13 protein-coding genes are annotated in these 14241 nt (G+C 73.9%); 5 read left to right on the top strand and 8 right to left on the bottom strand.

Features of this window, described 5'->3' with window-relative positions; all coding sequences use genetic code 11:
* Positions 1–67: 67 nt before the first annotated feature.
* The 3 genes from QEZ54_RS35620 to QEZ54_RS35610 all read right to left on the bottom strand — a co-directional run bounded on the left by QEZ54_RS35620 (position 68) and on the right by QEZ54_RS35610 (position 4048).
* On the bottom strand, positions 68–1609 hold the full coding sequence (locus QEZ54_RS35620) for an AMP-binding protein (RefSeq protein WP_281309198.1): 1542 nt from the start codon (positions 1607–1609) through the stop codon (positions 68–70).
* 183 nt (positions 1610–1792) lie between these two features.
* On the bottom strand, positions 1793–2353 hold the full coding sequence (locus tag QEZ54_RS35615) for a hypothetical protein (RefSeq protein WP_281309197.1): 561 nt from the start codon (positions 2351–2353) through the stop codon (positions 1793–1795).
* Between the two features lie 45 nt (positions 2354–2398).
* Positions 2399–4048, bottom strand: coding sequence for a hypothetical protein (locus QEZ54_RS35610; RefSeq protein WP_281309196.1), 1650 nt, complete (start codon positions 4046–4048; stop codon positions 2399–2401).
* A gap of 57 nt (positions 4049–4105) precedes the next feature.
* Here QEZ54_RS35610 and QEZ54_RS35605 point away from each other — a divergent pair, with 57 nt between their 5' ends.
* Both QEZ54_RS35605 and QEZ54_RS35600 read left to right on the top strand, forming a co-directional pair.
* Positions 4106–5380, top strand: coding sequence for a hypothetical protein (locus QEZ54_RS35605; RefSeq protein WP_281309195.1), 1275 nt, complete (start codon positions 4106–4108; stop codon positions 5378–5380).
* A gap of 62 nt (positions 5381–5442) precedes the next feature.
* Positions 5443–6198, top strand: coding sequence for a CBM35 domain-containing protein (locus tag QEZ54_RS35600; protein WP_281309194.1), 756 nt, complete (start codon positions 5443–5445; stop codon positions 6196–6198).
* Positions 6199–6213: 15 nt separating this feature from the next.
* On the opposite strand, the gene QEZ54_RS35595 is transcribed toward QEZ54_RS35600, so the two are convergent.
* From QEZ54_RS35595 to QEZ54_RS35585, 3 genes are all read right to left on the bottom strand, one after another.
* Positions 6214–7185 (bottom strand): quinone oxidoreductase, encoded by a 972-nt coding sequence (locus tag QEZ54_RS35595; RefSeq protein WP_281309193.1) that lies wholly within the window; start codon positions 7183–7185, stop codon positions 6214–6216.
* Between the two features lie 241 nt (positions 7186–7426).
* A complete protein-coding gene (locus tag QEZ54_RS35590; RefSeq protein ID WP_281309192.1) occupies positions 7427–9538 on the bottom strand; it encodes a RecQ family ATP-dependent DNA helicase in 2112 nt (703 codons plus the stop codon).
* The gene (locus tag QEZ54_RS35585; protein WP_281309191.1) at positions 9535–9837 is read right to left on the bottom strand and encodes a hypothetical protein; all 303 of its coding nucleotides are present in this window, start codon (positions 9835–9837) and stop codon (positions 9535–9537) included. Before QEZ54_RS35585 ends, QEZ54_RS35590 begins: the two co-directional genes overlap by 4 nt.
* A 32-nt stretch (positions 9838–9869) precedes the next feature.
* Here QEZ54_RS35585 and QEZ54_RS35580 point away from each other — a divergent pair, with 32 nt between their 5' ends.
* Positions 9870–10619: a hypothetical protein gene (locus QEZ54_RS35580; protein ID WP_281309190.1), complete on the top strand. Its 750-nt coding sequence runs from the start codon at positions 9870–9872 to the stop codon at positions 10617–10619.
* A 41-nt stretch (positions 10620–10660) separates the two neighbouring features.
* On the opposite strand, the gene QEZ54_RS35575 is transcribed toward QEZ54_RS35580, so the two are convergent.
* Together QEZ54_RS35575 and QEZ54_RS35570 are read right to left on the bottom strand one after the other, a co-directional pair.
* Positions 10661–11386, bottom strand: a complete 726-nt coding sequence (locus tag QEZ54_RS35575; protein ID WP_281309189.1) for a nucleoside 2-deoxyribosyltransferase domain-containing protein — start codon at positions 11384–11386, stop codon at positions 10661–10663.
* 17 nt (positions 11387–11403) lie between these two features.
* Entirely contained in the window at positions 11404–12606 is a 1203-nt protein-coding gene (locus tag QEZ54_RS35570) for a helix-turn-helix transcriptional regulator (protein WP_281309188.1), read from the bottom strand.
* A 316-nt stretch (positions 12607–12922) separates the two neighbouring features.
* Here QEZ54_RS35570 and QEZ54_RS35565 point away from each other — a divergent pair, with 316 nt between their 5' ends.
* A complete protein-coding gene (locus tag QEZ54_RS35565) occupies positions 12923–13120 on the top strand; it encodes a hypothetical protein (protein ID WP_281309187.1) in 198 nt (65 codons plus the stop codon).
* 112 nt (positions 13121–13232) lie between these two features.
* Positions 13233–14201 (top strand): GNAT family N-acetyltransferase, encoded by a 969-nt coding sequence (locus tag QEZ54_RS35560; RefSeq protein WP_281309186.1) that lies wholly within the window; start codon positions 13233–13235, stop codon positions 14199–14201.
* The last annotated feature ends 40 nt before the right edge of the window (positions 14202–14241 follow it).

Raw genomic sequence — 14241 nt, 5'->3', positions numbered from 1 at the left:
TAGATCATCTTCGACGAGATAGGCCAACGTCTTTGTAAAACCGGAGGGAGAGCGAGGTGCGACGGGGTCAGCGGGCGGCGGCGGCGGCGCGCAGGGCGCGCAGCGCCTTCTTGTCGACTTTGCCGACCTCGGTCAGCGGCAGGTCGGCCAGGAATTCGACCGTGTGCGGGGCCCACAGCTCGTTCAACTCCACCACCGCCCATTCGCGCAGCTCATCAGGGGTGATGAGCGCTTCGGCGACGGGTACGACGAAGGCGTACACCGCCTCGCCCATCTGCTCGTGCGGCACCCCGATCACGGCCGCGGCGCGCACCTGCGGGTGGCGGCTCAGCGTGTCCTCGACGGTCCGGGAGTACACGTTGGTCGACGTCTGCCCCGTCACGATCATGTCCTTGGCCCGGTCGACCAGGTACAGATACCCCTCGGTGTCGAAGTGGCCCAGGTCGCCGGTGCGCAGCCAGCCGTCCACGATGGTGTGCCGGGTCAGCTCCGGCTGCCCCCAGTAGCCCGCCGCCATCAGCCCCGCCGACACCCACACCTCGCCGACCACCTCGGCGTCGACCGGCCGTCCCCGGTCGTCGCGGATCTCGACCCGCACCCCCGGGTACGGCCGCCCGCAGGAGGCGAGCCGCTCCGGGCGCGCCGGGTCGACCGCCACGTTCGGGTACGCGGTGATGAAGGTGGCCTCGCTCATGCCGTACACGGGGCGCAGCACCGGGCCGAAGTGCTCGATCGCCTGCGCCAGCCGCACCGGCGACACCGCGCTGCCCGCGCAGGACAGCGTCACCAGGCTGCTGGTGTCGGTGCCGGGCAGGCGCGGATGGTCGAGCACCTGCGCCAGCATCGGCGGCGGCAGGATCGCGCTGCTGATCCGCTCCCGCTCGACGGTGTCCAGGAACGAGCCCGGCTCGAACCGGTCGTGCAGCACCAGCAGCCCGCCGGTCCACAGCGTGATCATGGCGGCGGCCTGCTGGCTGGAGTGCCAGAAGCCGCCCACGGCCAGGTGCCGCAGCTCGGGGCCGCCCGCGGCCAGGTAGCCGTCGGCGGCGGCGTGCACCGCCTGGAAGAAGCCGTGCCGGTGGTGCACCAGCTTGGGGCGGCCGGTGGTGCCGCCGGTCTGGAACAGCGACTGCGGCTCGCGGCCCGCCGGCGGCAGCCCGGTCGGCGCGGCGCCCGCCGGCCGGGGCTCGGTCAGGTCGAACCCGACGCCCGCGCCGAAGCAGAGCACGTCCAGCGCACCGGCGTGCGCGGCCAGCTCCTCACCGAGCGCGGCGTGGGTACGGGGGTCGTAGACGAACGCGTCGACGTCGGCCAGGTTCAGGTAGTCGGCGCAGAGCCGGGGCGGGGCGTTCGGGGCGATCCACACCGAGCGCGCCCCCAGCAGGTGCAGCGCGAACTGGACCTGCACCGCCTCGGGCGGGTTGCCGGCCAGGACGGCCACCGCCGTGGCCGAGCGCACGCCGTGGTCGTACAGCAGCCCGGCCATGCCGCGGATGCCCGCGGCGAGCTCGGCGTACGTCAGCCGCCGCGCACCGTGGACGACCGCCTCGGTGTCGCCGTAGCCGTCGAACACGGCCAGCGCCTGGGCGGCGTAGTTGTCCAGCTCCATGACGGCATCCCCCGTCTCGCCTCGACCGGCCGCGCCACCTGACGACGCTGGCGGGGCGCGCGCTCGATCCGGGACCATACTCCGGTGACGAGATCGCGACCATGAGTCGACAATGGCGTTACGCCTGCCTCCTCAGTGGACGCCACAACATCGACATCTGTGGTATGGAGCGCTCTCGGGCGCTCACGCCCGCAACGCCGAGACCAGCGCCTGCGCCACCGCGACGGCCTGCCCGGGGTCCCCGCCCACCGGCACCGAGGCCGCCAGCTCGAGCTGGTAGCCGTCGACGAACGCCCACAGCCACACCGTCGTGCGGCGCCCGCGCGGGATGACGACCATGGCACCCCCGTCGCCGAGGTCCAGGACGGTCACCGTGCCCTCGCCCCACCTCTCGGCGAGCCGCTCCGCCTGGCCCTGACGGGTGCGGAACAGCTCGGTCGGCGGCGCCCACGCCACCGCCGCCTCCAGCGGCGGAGTCCGCCCGGCCCCGACCGAGCACTGCCGGAACACCGTGCCGTATGTGCTGCGGCCGCTGGTGTCGCGCCGCTGCGCGTCCGGCCCGGCCAGCGCCGTCACCGCCGGTTCGGGCAGGTGGGCGCAGACGTCGAAGGCGATCTCGCCGCTCGGCCGCTGCCTGGTCGCGACGGCCAGCACCGCCGAGGCGGCGACCACGACGGCCGCCGCGCCCACGACCACCCTGCGGCGGCGCACGAACCAGCCCGCCAGTCCACCCGTCTCCGACACCGTCGCCCCGCTTCCCGGCTCCGCGCCCGGAAGCCGCCGGGCAGGCTACCCGACCTGGTCCAGGCCGATCTGCGCGGCCAGGTCCGCCGCTTCCTCCCGGGTACGCCGGGAGCGGGCGCCCAGGGCCTCGCGGACCGTCCCGGCCACCTCGGCGGCGTCGGAGGTCAGCTCCCACAGGGCGCCGGCGGCGGCGAAGCGGTCGCGGATGTCGGCGCCGCTGTCGCGGATCTCGCGCAGCCGCTGGGCCACGTCCGGATCGCCGTCGCCGAACACCTCGGCGGCCACCACCGCGGCGAGGACGTCCAGCCGCGGCGCCACCGCCAGCGCGTCGCGCAGCGGCTCGACGTCGCCCCCGGCCAGCCACAGCAGCCGCAGGTAGGTGACCTCGCCGTTGGCGATCGACGCGATCGCCGCGATCACGGCCGGATCGCCGGTGCCCGCGTACGCCAGGTGGTTCGCGATCCACAGGCGGGCCGGGAACGTCATCTGCGGCAGGTGCCGGGCCAGCGGCGCCACCGTCAGCCGCGGCGGCAGCAGGTCCAGCAGCCCGCGCAGTTCGCGCTGCCGGGCGGCCGACTGCGCGGCCTGGCGGACGTCGATCGCGGTGGCCAGGTGCACCACCCGCGCCAGCATGGCCTCGTGTACGGCCGGGTCCGGCGGCAGCGTGGCCAGCGCCTCGGGCAGGTTGTGCGGGGTCCAGCCGCCGCGCAGCGACTCCACCGCCCAGTCCTGCCAGCGCTTGTCGCCGACGCGGATCAGCGCGCCCAGCGCCGAGCGGCGGTTGCGGCCCCGCTCGATCGCCTGCACCAGCCAGTCCGCGTGCCGCAGGGTCAGCGTGTCATCATCGGCGACCAGCGCGTACGCCCGTTTGCGCACCCGCTCGCCCTCGTCGTCGAGCAGCACGGTGACCAGGTCGGCCACGGCGGCGGGCAGCGGCTCGGGCAGCGCCGCCACGGCGTCGACCACGTCGCAGCGGGCCTGCTCGGTGCCGGTGCGCGCGATGGCGGTCAGCACGGCGGCGGTGCGGCCGGGGTCGCCGCCCACGGCGTACGCCAGCAGGCCGCGCAGCGACGCCCGCAGGGTGGCCCAGCGCAGTGCCTCCGGGTCGGCGGCCCAGCCCTGCGCCAGCGCCGCCTGCGCCGCCGCGTCGGGGGCCAGTCCGGCCTCGCGCAGGGCGAGCACCGCCGCGACGCGTACCGTGGCGGGCTGTTCGGGTTGGAGCAGCGCGGGCAGCCAGGTCGCGGCGGCGGCCGGGTCGAGGCGGGCCGCGGCCACCAGCGGGGTGACCCGGCGGTAGAGGTCCAGCTCCTCGTCGGCCCGTTCGCGCAGCGTGGCGGCCAGGGCCGGGTCGGGGCCGCAGAAGCCGAGCAGGCAGGTGGCGGTCTCGGCGACCCAGTAGTCGTCCACGTCGGACAGCGCGCGCAGGTTCACCGCGAAGAAGCGCAGCTGCTCGCGCGCGGCCGCGCCGCCCTCATGCGTGACGACGTCGACCAGCAGCCGCAGCAGCTGGTCGGGCAGCAGCGCGGCCGGATCGCCCGCGTACGCGACGATGGGGGCCACCAGCATCGGCGCCTGCGGGTGCACCCCGCCCTCGGCCGGGAGCAGCACCGCTTCCAGCCGATCCATGCTGTCGTAGTCGCTGGCGGCCATTCTGATCAGGCCCAGCAGATCCACAGAGTCCACGCCACCGGTCACCGGCTGATAGTAGGCACGCGCCCCCACGGCGGGCACCCGGTCCCGTAGTCTCCCTGCGTGCGGTGGGTCCTGCGGGTGTCGATCATCGTGCTGGCACTGGCGGTCACCGCACTGGCCAGCGTCCAGTTCGTCCGGTTGCATGCCGACAGTCCGCTCGCCCGGACCGACGCCGAGGTCGTCGCCGACGCGCTGCCCCGGCTGGCCTTCCTGCGCGAGGCCCTCGACTCCGGCAGCGCCGACCGGATGCAGCAGCTGTTCCCGGAGGGCTACTTCTTCAACTACGCCCTGTACGGCCTGTCCTGGGTCGACGTCGGCGCCCGCGACCCCGGGCTGCGCGAACGGGCGCTGACCGAGGCCCGCTGGGCGCTGGCGCACACCGACTCCCCCGCCGGGCGGGCGGTGTTCAGCCCGAGCCTGACCCCGCCGTACGGCGTCTTCTACCAGGGCTGGTCGACCTGGCTGCGCGGCGGCATCGCCCAGTTGCACGGACCGGGCGCGCCGGAACTGCCCCGGCTGCGCGCCGACGCGCGGGCGCTGGCCGACGCGTTCACGGCGACACTGGACCGCAGCGGGTCGCCGTTCCTGACCGCGTACCCGGGGCAGGCCTGGCCCTGCGACAGCGTGGTCGGCCTGGCCGCGGTGCACCGGGCCGACGCGCTCACCGGCGACGACCACACCGCCCTGACCGGCGCCTGGCTGGCCGCAGCCGACGCCCGCCGCGACCCGGTCACCGGACTGCTGCCGCACACCGTCGAGCCGGAGACCGGGCAGCCCACCGACCTGGCCCGGGCCACCTCGCAGGTGATCATCCTGCGCTTCCTGGCCGAGTTCGCCCCGGCGCGGGGCGCCGCCGACTGGACCCAGTTCCGGCAGCACTTCGCCTCGACCGTGCCCGGCGTGCCCGGCGTACGCGAATGGCCCCGGGGCGTGGACCGCCCCGGTGACGTCGACTCCGGGCCGCTGCCGCTCGGACTGAGCGCCTCGGCCAGCGCGGTCGCGCTCGGCGGCGCCGTGGTCTACCGCGACGAGGCGGCCGCCGCGGCCCTCACCGGGCTGGCCGAGGCCACCGGCCTGGCGGTCCAGTGGCACGGGCGGCGCCGCTACCTGGGCGGGGTGCTGCCGATCGGGGACGCGTTCCTCACCTGGTCCCTGACCGCCCGACCCGGCGTCGTGGCCGCCGCGGGCGACGGTCCATCATGGACGTGGCGACTGCCCTGGTACGTGCTGCTGCCCAACGCGCTCGCACCGTGGTGGATGCTGGCGGTCCTCGCGGTACGTCCGAGGCTGAAACTGGCCGAGCGGAGGGTCCCGCCGATCCGGACCAGCCACTAGGTTGCCGGGGGACGTGACCGGCCGCACCCGCGGCGCGAAGACGGAATGGCAGGACAACGGCCGTGCAGGACGATTTCGGGTATGAGGGCCGCCGCAGGCGCCAGTTCCCGGTGCTGGAGCGGCTGCGCACCCTACCGCTGATCGGGGCCGCGGTGTTCACCGTGGCACTGCTGCTGCTGGTGTACCAGATGCTGCAGACCCCGATGATGTGGAGCAACGCCGAACCGGCCGACTCCTCCCCCGTCCCGGCCGCCGGCGCACCGTCGCCGCGCGACCCGGACGTGCCCCCGGCCAACTCGCCGCCGCCGGCCGCCCCGGCCAGCCCCGGAGCCACCGGCACCCCGGCACCCGGCGCCTCGCCGTCCGGGACCTCCATGGCCCCGTCCGGCTCGCCCACCCCGTCGCCGTCGCCCGTCCCGCCCGCCGCCCCGCGCACCACCCGGTACGAGGCCGAGTCGGCATCGCTGAGCAGCGCCCGAGCCGCCAGCGACCACCCCGGCTACAGCGGCTCCGGATTCGTCGACTACGACAACACCTGGGGCAGCTGGGTGCAGTGGAACGTCACCGCGCCGAAGGCCGGCCAGGCCACGCTCGTGCTGCGCTTCGCCAACGGCTCCGGCCGCAGCCGCACCATGTCGATCAGCGTCAACGGCGCGCCCGTGCTGGTGGATCTGCTCTTCGACGACACCAGGGCCTGGGAGAACTGGCAGAGCCGCACCGTGACGATCCAGCTCAACGCGGGCGTCAACACGATCCGGGCCACCGCCGTGAACCCCAACGGCGGCCCGAACCTGGACTTCCTCGAACTGACCGCCTGACCGCGCCACCGGCGGCTACGGGATCAGCAGCAGCTTGCCGGTGGTACGGCGGCCCTCCAGGTCCTCGTGCGCCCGGCGCGCCTCGGCCAGCGGGTAGCGCTCGCTGACCGCCACGTGCAGCGTGCCCGCGGCCACCCGCCCCAGCACGTCCCCGGCCCGCTCCAGCAGCTCGGCGCGGGTGGCGGTGTAGTCGACCATCGTCGGCCGGGTCAGCCACACCGAACCGGCGCGCATCAGCCGGATCGGGTCGACCGGCGGGACCGGGCCGCTGGCGGCGCCGTACAGCGCCAGCACGCCGCGGCGGCGCAGCGAGGCGAGGCTCGCGTCGAAAGTGGAGGCGCCGACGCCGTCGTACACGGCGTCCACGCCGACGCCGTCGGTGAGCTCGCGTACCTTCGCGGCCACGTCGTCGACCTCGGTGTAGCGGATCACCTCGGCCGCGCCCGCGCCCCGGGCCAGCTCCTCCTTGGCGGCGGTGGAGACGGTGCCGATCACCCGGCCGCCCATCGCGGTGACCAGCTGCGTCAGCAGCAGGCCCATGCCGCCCGCGGCCGCGTGCACCAGGATGGTGTCGCCCGAGCGGACGCGGTGGATGTCGTGGGTCAGCATGTGCGCGGTCATGCCCTGCAGCAGCACCGCCGCGGCGCTCTCGTCGGAGACCACGTCGGGCACCGGCACCAGGTAGCCGACCGGCACCGCGGCGTACTCGGCGTACGCCCCGATCTGGTTGGCCCAGGCGACCCGGTCACCGACCGCGACCTGGTCCACGTCCGGGGCCACGGCGACGACCCGCCCGGCGGCCTCCATGCCCGGGGTCAGCGGCAGGTCGTTCGGGTAGCGGCCGGTGCGGTGGTACACGTCGATGAAGTTGACGCCGGCGGCGGCCACCTGCACCACCGCCTGGCCGGGGCCCGGCTCCGGCACCTCGGCCACGGCCGGGACGAGCACCTCCGGCCCGCCGAACTCGCTGACCTGGATCACGTGCATGGTCGCGTTCCTTCCCCGTGTATCGATCACCGCGCTCGAGTCTGCCACGGCGCCCGCCACACCGTTCCCATCCGACGCCCGCGCCCCGACACGCGGCGCCCGGTCGTGCAGTTTCGGGGAAACTGCACGAATGACCCGCCGCTTTCCTGCAGTTTCCCCGAAACTGCGCGCTGCACTCGCCCAGCGGCGCGGCGCGGCGGGGTGGGGTGGGGTGGGGTGGGGTGGTCCGGAGGTGGGTGGGTCAGCCGGCGAGGGCGAGGGCGAGGGGCAGGACGCCGGGGGCGCCGGCGAGGAGGAGTTCGCGGGCGACCAGGGCCATGGTCCAGCCGGAGTCGACCAGGTCGTCGACGAGCAGGACCGGGCCGGACAGGCCGCCTAGGGCGGTGCCCACCTCGGGCGGCAGGTCGAAGGTGCCGTAGCGGGCGCGTACCCGCTGGGCGCTGTTGGCGCGGTTGGCCTGCAGGCGCGGCTCGCCGATGCTGCGCACCTCGCCCAGCAGCGGCAACCGGCCCACCCGCGCCACGTGCTCGGCCACGCTGGCCACCAGCCGGGGCCGCCGGCGCGACCCGATCGCGACCACGCCCGCCGGGCGCTGCGGCCACGGCTCGTCGCCCTTGGCCCAGTCCTTCAGCACCTCGACCACGACCGCGAGTACGTCGTCCGGCGCCGGACCGTCGGCGGCCCCCTCGTCGACCAGCGACCGCAGCCGCCCGCCCCAGCCCAGGTCGGACAGGCGCCCGACGGCCCGGCCGGGCCACATCTGCTCCTCGGCGGCGATCTTGCCGGTCAGCGGCACGCCCACGGCGGCCAGCCCGGTCGGCCACATCCGGCGCGGCTCGATCACCACGCCCGGCCGCCCCAGGAAGGCGCGCGCCGCGTCCAGGGCGGGGGCGGAGACCTGCGCGTCGTACGCGGGACCGGCGCAGTTGTCGCAGCGGCCGCACGGGACGGCCCCGGGGTCGTCGAGGGTGCGGCGCAGGAACTCCATCCGGCAGGCCGTGCTCTCGGCGTACTCCCGCATGCTCTGCTGCTCGGCCTCGCGCGCCCGCGCGATGCGCTGGTAGCGCTCGGTGTCGTAGCGCCACGGCGCGCCGGTGCCGACCCAGCCGCCGCGCACCCGGCGCACCGCCCCGTCGACGTCGAGCACCTTCAGCATCAGTTCGAGCCGGGCCCGGCGCAAATCGACCTGCACCTCCAGGGCCTGGGTCGACAGCGGGCGGCCCGCCTGCTCCAGCGCCGACAGCACCCGCAGCACCTGCTCCTGCGGCGGGAACGCCAGCGACGCGAAGTAGCGCCAGATCGCCGCGTCCTCGCTGCCCGGCAGCAGCATCACGTCGGCGGCGGCGACGGAGCGCCCGGCCCGGCCGACCTGCTGGTAGTACGCGATCGGGGAGCTGGGGGCGCCCAGGTGGATCACGAAGCCGAGATCGGGCTTGTCGAAGCCCATACCCAGCGCGGACGTCGCGATCAGCGCCTTCAGCTTGTTGTCCAGCAGGTCCTGCTCGGCGACGCGGCGGTCGGCGTCCTCGGCCTGGCCGGTGTAGGAGGCCACCGCGTAGCCGCGCGAGGCCAGGAACTGGGCCGTCTCCTGCGCCGCCGCGACGGTCAGGGTGTAGATGATCCCCGAGCCGGGGATGCGGTCCAGGTGGTCGGCGAGCCAGGCCAGGCGGTGGGCCGCGGTCGGCAGCCGCAGTACGCCCAGCCGCAGCGACTCCCGGTCCAGCGGCCCCCGCAGCACCAGCGCGTCGCCTAGCTGCTCGGCCACGTCTGCGGTGACCCGCTCGTTCGCCGTCGCCGTCGTCGCCAGGACCGGCGTCCCCTCGGGCAGCTCCGCGAGCATGGTGCGCAGGCGGCGGTAGTCGGGGCGGAAGTCGTGGCCCCAGTCGGAGACGCAGTGCGCCTCGTCGACGACGAGCAGGCCGGTCGTGGCCGCCAGCTTCGGCAGGACCGAGTCGCGGAAGTCGGGGTTGTTGAGCCGCTCCGGGCTGATCAGCAGTACGTCGACCTGCCCCGCCTGGATCTCGGCGGTGATCTGCTCCCACTCCTCCAGGTTCGCGGAGTTGATCGTGCGGGCGTGGATGCCCGCGCGGGCGGCCGCGTCGACCTGGTTGCGCATGAGCGCGAGCAGCGGGGAGACGATGACGGTGGGGCCGTGGCCGCGCTCGCGCAGCAGCGCCGTGGCCACGAAGTAGACGGCGGACTTGCCCCAGCCGGTGCGCTGCACGCACAGGACCCGGCGGGCGCCGGTGACCAGGGCTTCGATGGCGGTCCACTGGTCGGGGCGCAGGGTGGCGCGCTCGCCCGCCAGCTTGCGGAGGATCGCTTCGGCCCTGTCCCTGATGTCCGCTGTCACCGCCCATTTCTACCAGCCGAGCAACCTGCGCCTCCGGCTGCACCGGCCAACCCCCGCACCCCGACGCTCGGAAGCGCCGCACTGACGCCGCGCCAGCGGCGCGCTTCGTCCATGATCACCAGTTCCGGTCGAAACCTCGGATTGCCGCCGACGCCGTGACCGCCAACTGCGATCTTGGCCGTCATTTCGCCTGAAAGGACGACCTGACCGAGATCACCGGTTCGAGCAACGGCGACGAGGCCATCGCGCTTCACGCCTTCCCGGTCTGGGCTGTCGTCGTCCGCTGAGATCTGGGTCAACGCAGTGGTGTGTCCGTCGTTATCCTGCTGCGATGCCCCTCACCTCGACTGCGACCCGCCCGCGCCGGCGTATGCGCGCAGAGCCGGCACCCCTCAGGGTGATCGCCGGATTCCTGGCCACGCTGCTGCTAGCCGGCTGCGGCCTCGTCGCTCGCCCCCGCGCCGCCGCCCCCGCGCTGCGGTTCGAGTTCGCGGCCACCACCGGGGTCGGGTCCATGAACCAACTGCTCAGGATCTATAACGACAGTGATCGAATGCTCGCCCCGACACTGGAGTTCACGGCGCTCGACGCCACCCGGAAACCGCTGCCGACGGTAGCGGTCAGCACGGCCTACGGCAGCGACCGCGGCAACGTGGTCGTCCCACCGGGCGTCGGCTTCGATGTGCTGATCTTCATGGGCGAGGGAGCCGAACTCGCCGAGGACGTGGCCGTCTCAGTGCACACCATGGAGACGGTCAAGGTCCCCACGGTCCTCATGGATCCCGTCGTCACTCCGGTGGACGCATCCGGCCGCGAGCTCGACCGCAACAGCCGGTTCACGGCCGTGTCACTGCGCAATGACAACACCGTGGAGGTGAGCGTCCGGCTGGCCTACATCATCTGGACCGTTCCCGAAGGAGACCGGCGCCAGCAGGCCGATCAGGTCGTACCGGTCGGGGACCTGATCGTCGTACCGCCCGAGCAGACCGTTGTGGTGCCGGTGACCGGCGAGGCGCGGACCGCCATGGCGGGCGCCGCAGGGCGCTTCCCGACAAGCATCAAGGTGTACTTCTCCCGGTAGCCCGCAGGACGTTCGGGCGGGCGCCGTGGTCGCCGTCAGGGTCAGGGGGCATGTCCGGCCAATGCGCGGGCGTCGTTCGGGGTGTGGATGAGCAGTTCGGTGGTCAGCTCCTCCGCGCGGCGGACTTCCACCCGCGCGGCCCAGGCGCGCAGCGCGAAGTGGGGTGCGGGCGACCAGGCCCACAGGACCCGGACCGAGACGAGTTCCGCGTCGAGTGCGGCCCGCCAGCGGATGAACTCGGCGGTACGCCATACCAGCAGCGGCACGTCCCGGTCCGCGCCGCCGCGCGATGCCCCAGCGCCCACCACGGCCAGCGCCGCCTCGACCGTGGCCGGCAGGTTGTCGCGGACCGGGACGCCGTTGGCCTCCGCCGAACGCCGCAGGTAGTGCACTTTCACCGCCTCGGGCGGCAGCCCGAGCACGGCCCGGCCGGAGCCCTCGTTGCGTCCGAACTCCAGGTTCGTGGTGAGACCGGGCAGGCGGACAAGGTCACGGGGCACCCAGAACAGGATGACGTCGACCACCGCCATCCACCGCTCCTCCCATACCTGGCTGACGTAGCCGACGGGTGGGTGCGCGCGGTCGCGGGGCTCCGGCACGAAGACGACGAGAGTGCCGGGGTGCCGCCAAGCGGCGGTGAGCAGCGCGAGCGCGTCGGGCCGCCACGAGGCGGCGTCCGGGTCGCGGGGCATCGGGCCCGCGAGGAAGACCGATGCCTGCCAGGTCGGCGGAGGCTGCTCCCCGGCGTATACGGCGATGGTGTTCACGTGCTCCGGCCCGCCGATCAGATCTGGATGCCGACGCGTTCGCAGAGGCCGCGCAGCTCCGTCCACCCGGCACCCCGGCGAGCACGTTCCAGTGCGCCGCGCAGCGTCTCGGCGACGATCGGGGACAGCCGCACCCGCTGCGGGGCCAGCCGCTCACCTACCAGCAGCATCCGTACCGCTTCCTGGTCCTTGCCCGTGTTGCTCAGCGCGCGGGCCACGTCGATGTAGAAGCCGACCTGACGGGACACCGCTGGCACCAGCTGCGGATTCACCGTGCGCGCGATCTCCACGGCACGACCCGGGTCCCGGCCGTCGGCCTCCATGGTGATCCGCCAGAAGGCGACGTTCGTCGGACCGAAGTTGAGGCCGAGGGCGTCGGACTGGCCGGTCCGCTCGGCGATCTGCGCCGCCTCTTCGACCGCCGCCGAGGCCCCGGCTACGTCGCCCTGCGCGTACTTGGCGAAGCCGGAGACGGTGATGAGCTGGCCCAGCAGCTCCAGCGAGCCGGGCGCGGCATGCTGGCCCCGGAGCAGGCCCACGCCCTGGTCCGCGATGATCTGCGCCCGGGTGTACAGGCCGATGCCGGTGGCCGCGTGCGCCTGCGACCAGGATGCCATACCCAGCATGATGGGGTCTGCGAGCGCCGCCGCCGCCTGCCTGGCCCGATCCGCCACCAACACCGCCGACGCCGGTTCGCCCAGGTAGCGGATCACGAACGAGGCGGTCTCCGCCGTCAGCACCATCGCCCGCAGTGCCTCCGCCCGTTCGGGCCCGAACGCGGCGGCGTGCAATCCGGACAGCAGTCCGGGCAGCAGCTTTGCGGCACCGAGGTAGTCGCACTGGAACCGCAGTGCGACCACCGTTTCGAGCTGCAGCAGCAGCGGTGCCACCGGCCCGAGTGGCACGCTCGCGGGGTAGTCGAGATCAGCCTCGATGATCGCCCTGGTGATGCCGTGGACAGCTTCCCGGACCTGGCCGCGGTCACCGGGAAGGGCACCGGTCGTGGTGAGATCCGACAGCGGCACCCGCAGAGCGGTGGCGATCTCGGCGAGCAGGAACCTGTTGTCGGCCGAGCGCAGTCCGTTCTCGATACGCGACCACTGCGTATGGCTGATTCCCGCCACGCTCGCGGCATGCCGGACGGACCACCCGCGCTGCTGCCGCAGCAGCCGGATGCGTTCACCAATGGGCTCGGCTGACATCAGGTGCGGTGGTCGCATAGGGGCTTCCTCACCACTGGACGATCATCACTCTCTATCGTCACCCACCACAGTAGAACCGACGGTGCCACTTGGCACCAGCGGCATCCGTCGATCGGACTACCGTCGGTGGAGAGAGCGTGAACGACCCGTCACGCATCTTCGGGTCACAGCTCGAAAGCCGGAGGCGGGACTGCTTGGTTGGTCGCCCGCGCCCCGCCTCCCCACGACTCCACAGGAGGTGGTTCATGCCACTCTATATTTCCGGCATCATCGCCGAACAGACCGTCTCGGCTGTTGGCACGCCATGCGCCGGGCCGCTCGGCGGTGACCGGCGATGACCGCCGACCCGACCGGCACGCCGGACATCGTCGAAGCAGCGGACGCCGTCCTGTCCACCCACGTCGCGGACGAGTTCGGATTCTGCGAAGGCTGCCTGGCGGAGTACGGCATCGCCACCCCGCATCCGTGTACCGCACATCAGTGGGCCACCCGCACCTACGTGATAGCCGGCGAGCCGGCGCCACGTCGCTGAGCAGACCAATGCACCGCGAGCCGCTTGCCAGCCGGTAGGCGCTCGCGGTGCATCGCACGTCGGCCGTTGAAATCCGGTTGTCGCCGTCCCGGACCGGCGCTAGCTTCGCCGCATGTCCCGCCTCGAGGTACGGCCGTTCGCCGCCGACGACATCCCGGCCGCCGCCGAACTGCTCGCGCAGCGCCACCGCCGCCACCGCCAGGCGCAGCCGCTGCTGTCGCCGCGCTACGAGCACGCCTCGGCCGCCGAGGAGGCGGTACGCGCCGCCGCCGAGGCCGAGCACGCCTCCGGCGCGGTGGCCCTGCGGGGCGGTGCCCTGGTCGGCTACCTGATCGGCTCGCCGAAGACGTCGTACACGTGGGGCGAGAACATGTGGGTCGAGGCGGCCGGGCAGGCCGCCGACGAGCCGGAGGCGATGCGCGAGCTCTACGCCCTCGCCGCCGACCGCTGGGTCGCCGAGGGCCGCAAGGCGCACTACGTGCTCACCCCGGCCGACGACGTCGACCTGGTCCGGGCCTGGTTCCGGGTGGGCTTCGGCCAGCAGCACGCCCACGGCCTGCGGGCGCTGCCGCGACCGGGTGAGCTCGCCGCGCCGAAGGTCTCGATCCGCCGCGCCGAGCGCGCCGACATCCCCGTGCTGGCGGAGCTGGACATCGCGCTGCCCGAGCACCAGGCCCGTACCCCCGTCTTCTCGGCGGCGCGGCCGCCGACGCTGCAGGAGTCGCTCGGCGAGTGGGGCGAGGACTTCGACGACCCGGACTTCACCACGTTCGTGGCCGTACACGACGGCGAGGTCATCGGGTCGGCGGTCGGCTGCGCGCTGGAGAAGTCCGGGTCGCACACGACGCTGGCCCGGCCGGAGAACGCCGGGTTCCTCGGGTTCGCCGCCGTGCTGCCGCACGCGCGCGGGCTCGGCGCGGGCCGGACGCTGGGCGAGGCGGTGCTGGCCTGGGCGGCCGAGACCGGGTACGCCAGCGTGGTCACCGACTGGCGGGTGACCAACCTGCTGTCGTCCCGGGCCTGGCCGGCGCTGGGCTTCCAGGAGTCCTTCGTACGCCTGCACCGCCTGGTCGGCTACTGAGCGGACTACCGGGCCGAGGGCTAGGGCATGATCGCCAGGT

The organism is Catellatospora sp. KI3 (assembly GCF_029948125.1).
Lineage (GTDB): Bacteria > Actinomycetota > Actinomycetes > Mycobacteriales > Micromonosporaceae > Catellatospora.
This window is presented reverse-complemented; position numbering and strand designations above follow the sequence as displayed.

Excerpts from the sequence above, each read along its gene's own strand:
- QEZ54_RS35620 (WP_281309198.1), bottom strand. The coding sequence starts at position 1,609 with ATGGAGCTGGACAACTACGCCGCCCAGGCGCTGGCCGTGTTCGACGGC.
- QEZ54_RS35595 (WP_281309193.1), bottom strand. The coding sequence starts at position 7,185 with ATGCACGTGATCCAGGTCAGCGAGTTCGGCGGGCCGGAGGTGCTCGTC.
- QEZ54_RS35580 (WP_281309190.1), top strand. The coding sequence starts at position 9,870 with ATGCCCCTCACCTCGACTGCGACCCGCCCGCGCCGGCGTATGCGCGCA.
- QEZ54_RS35570 (WP_281309188.1), bottom strand. The coding sequence starts at position 12,606 with ATGCGACCACCGCACCTGATGTCAGCCGAGCCCATTGGTGAACGCATC.
- QEZ54_RS35565 (WP_281309187.1), top strand. The coding sequence starts at position 12,923 with ATGACCGCCGACCCGACCGGCACGCCGGACATCGTCGAAGCAGCGGAC.
- QEZ54_RS35560 (WP_281309186.1), top strand. The coding sequence starts at position 13,233 with ATGTCCCGCCTCGAGGTACGGCCGTTCGCCGCCGACGACATCCCGGCC.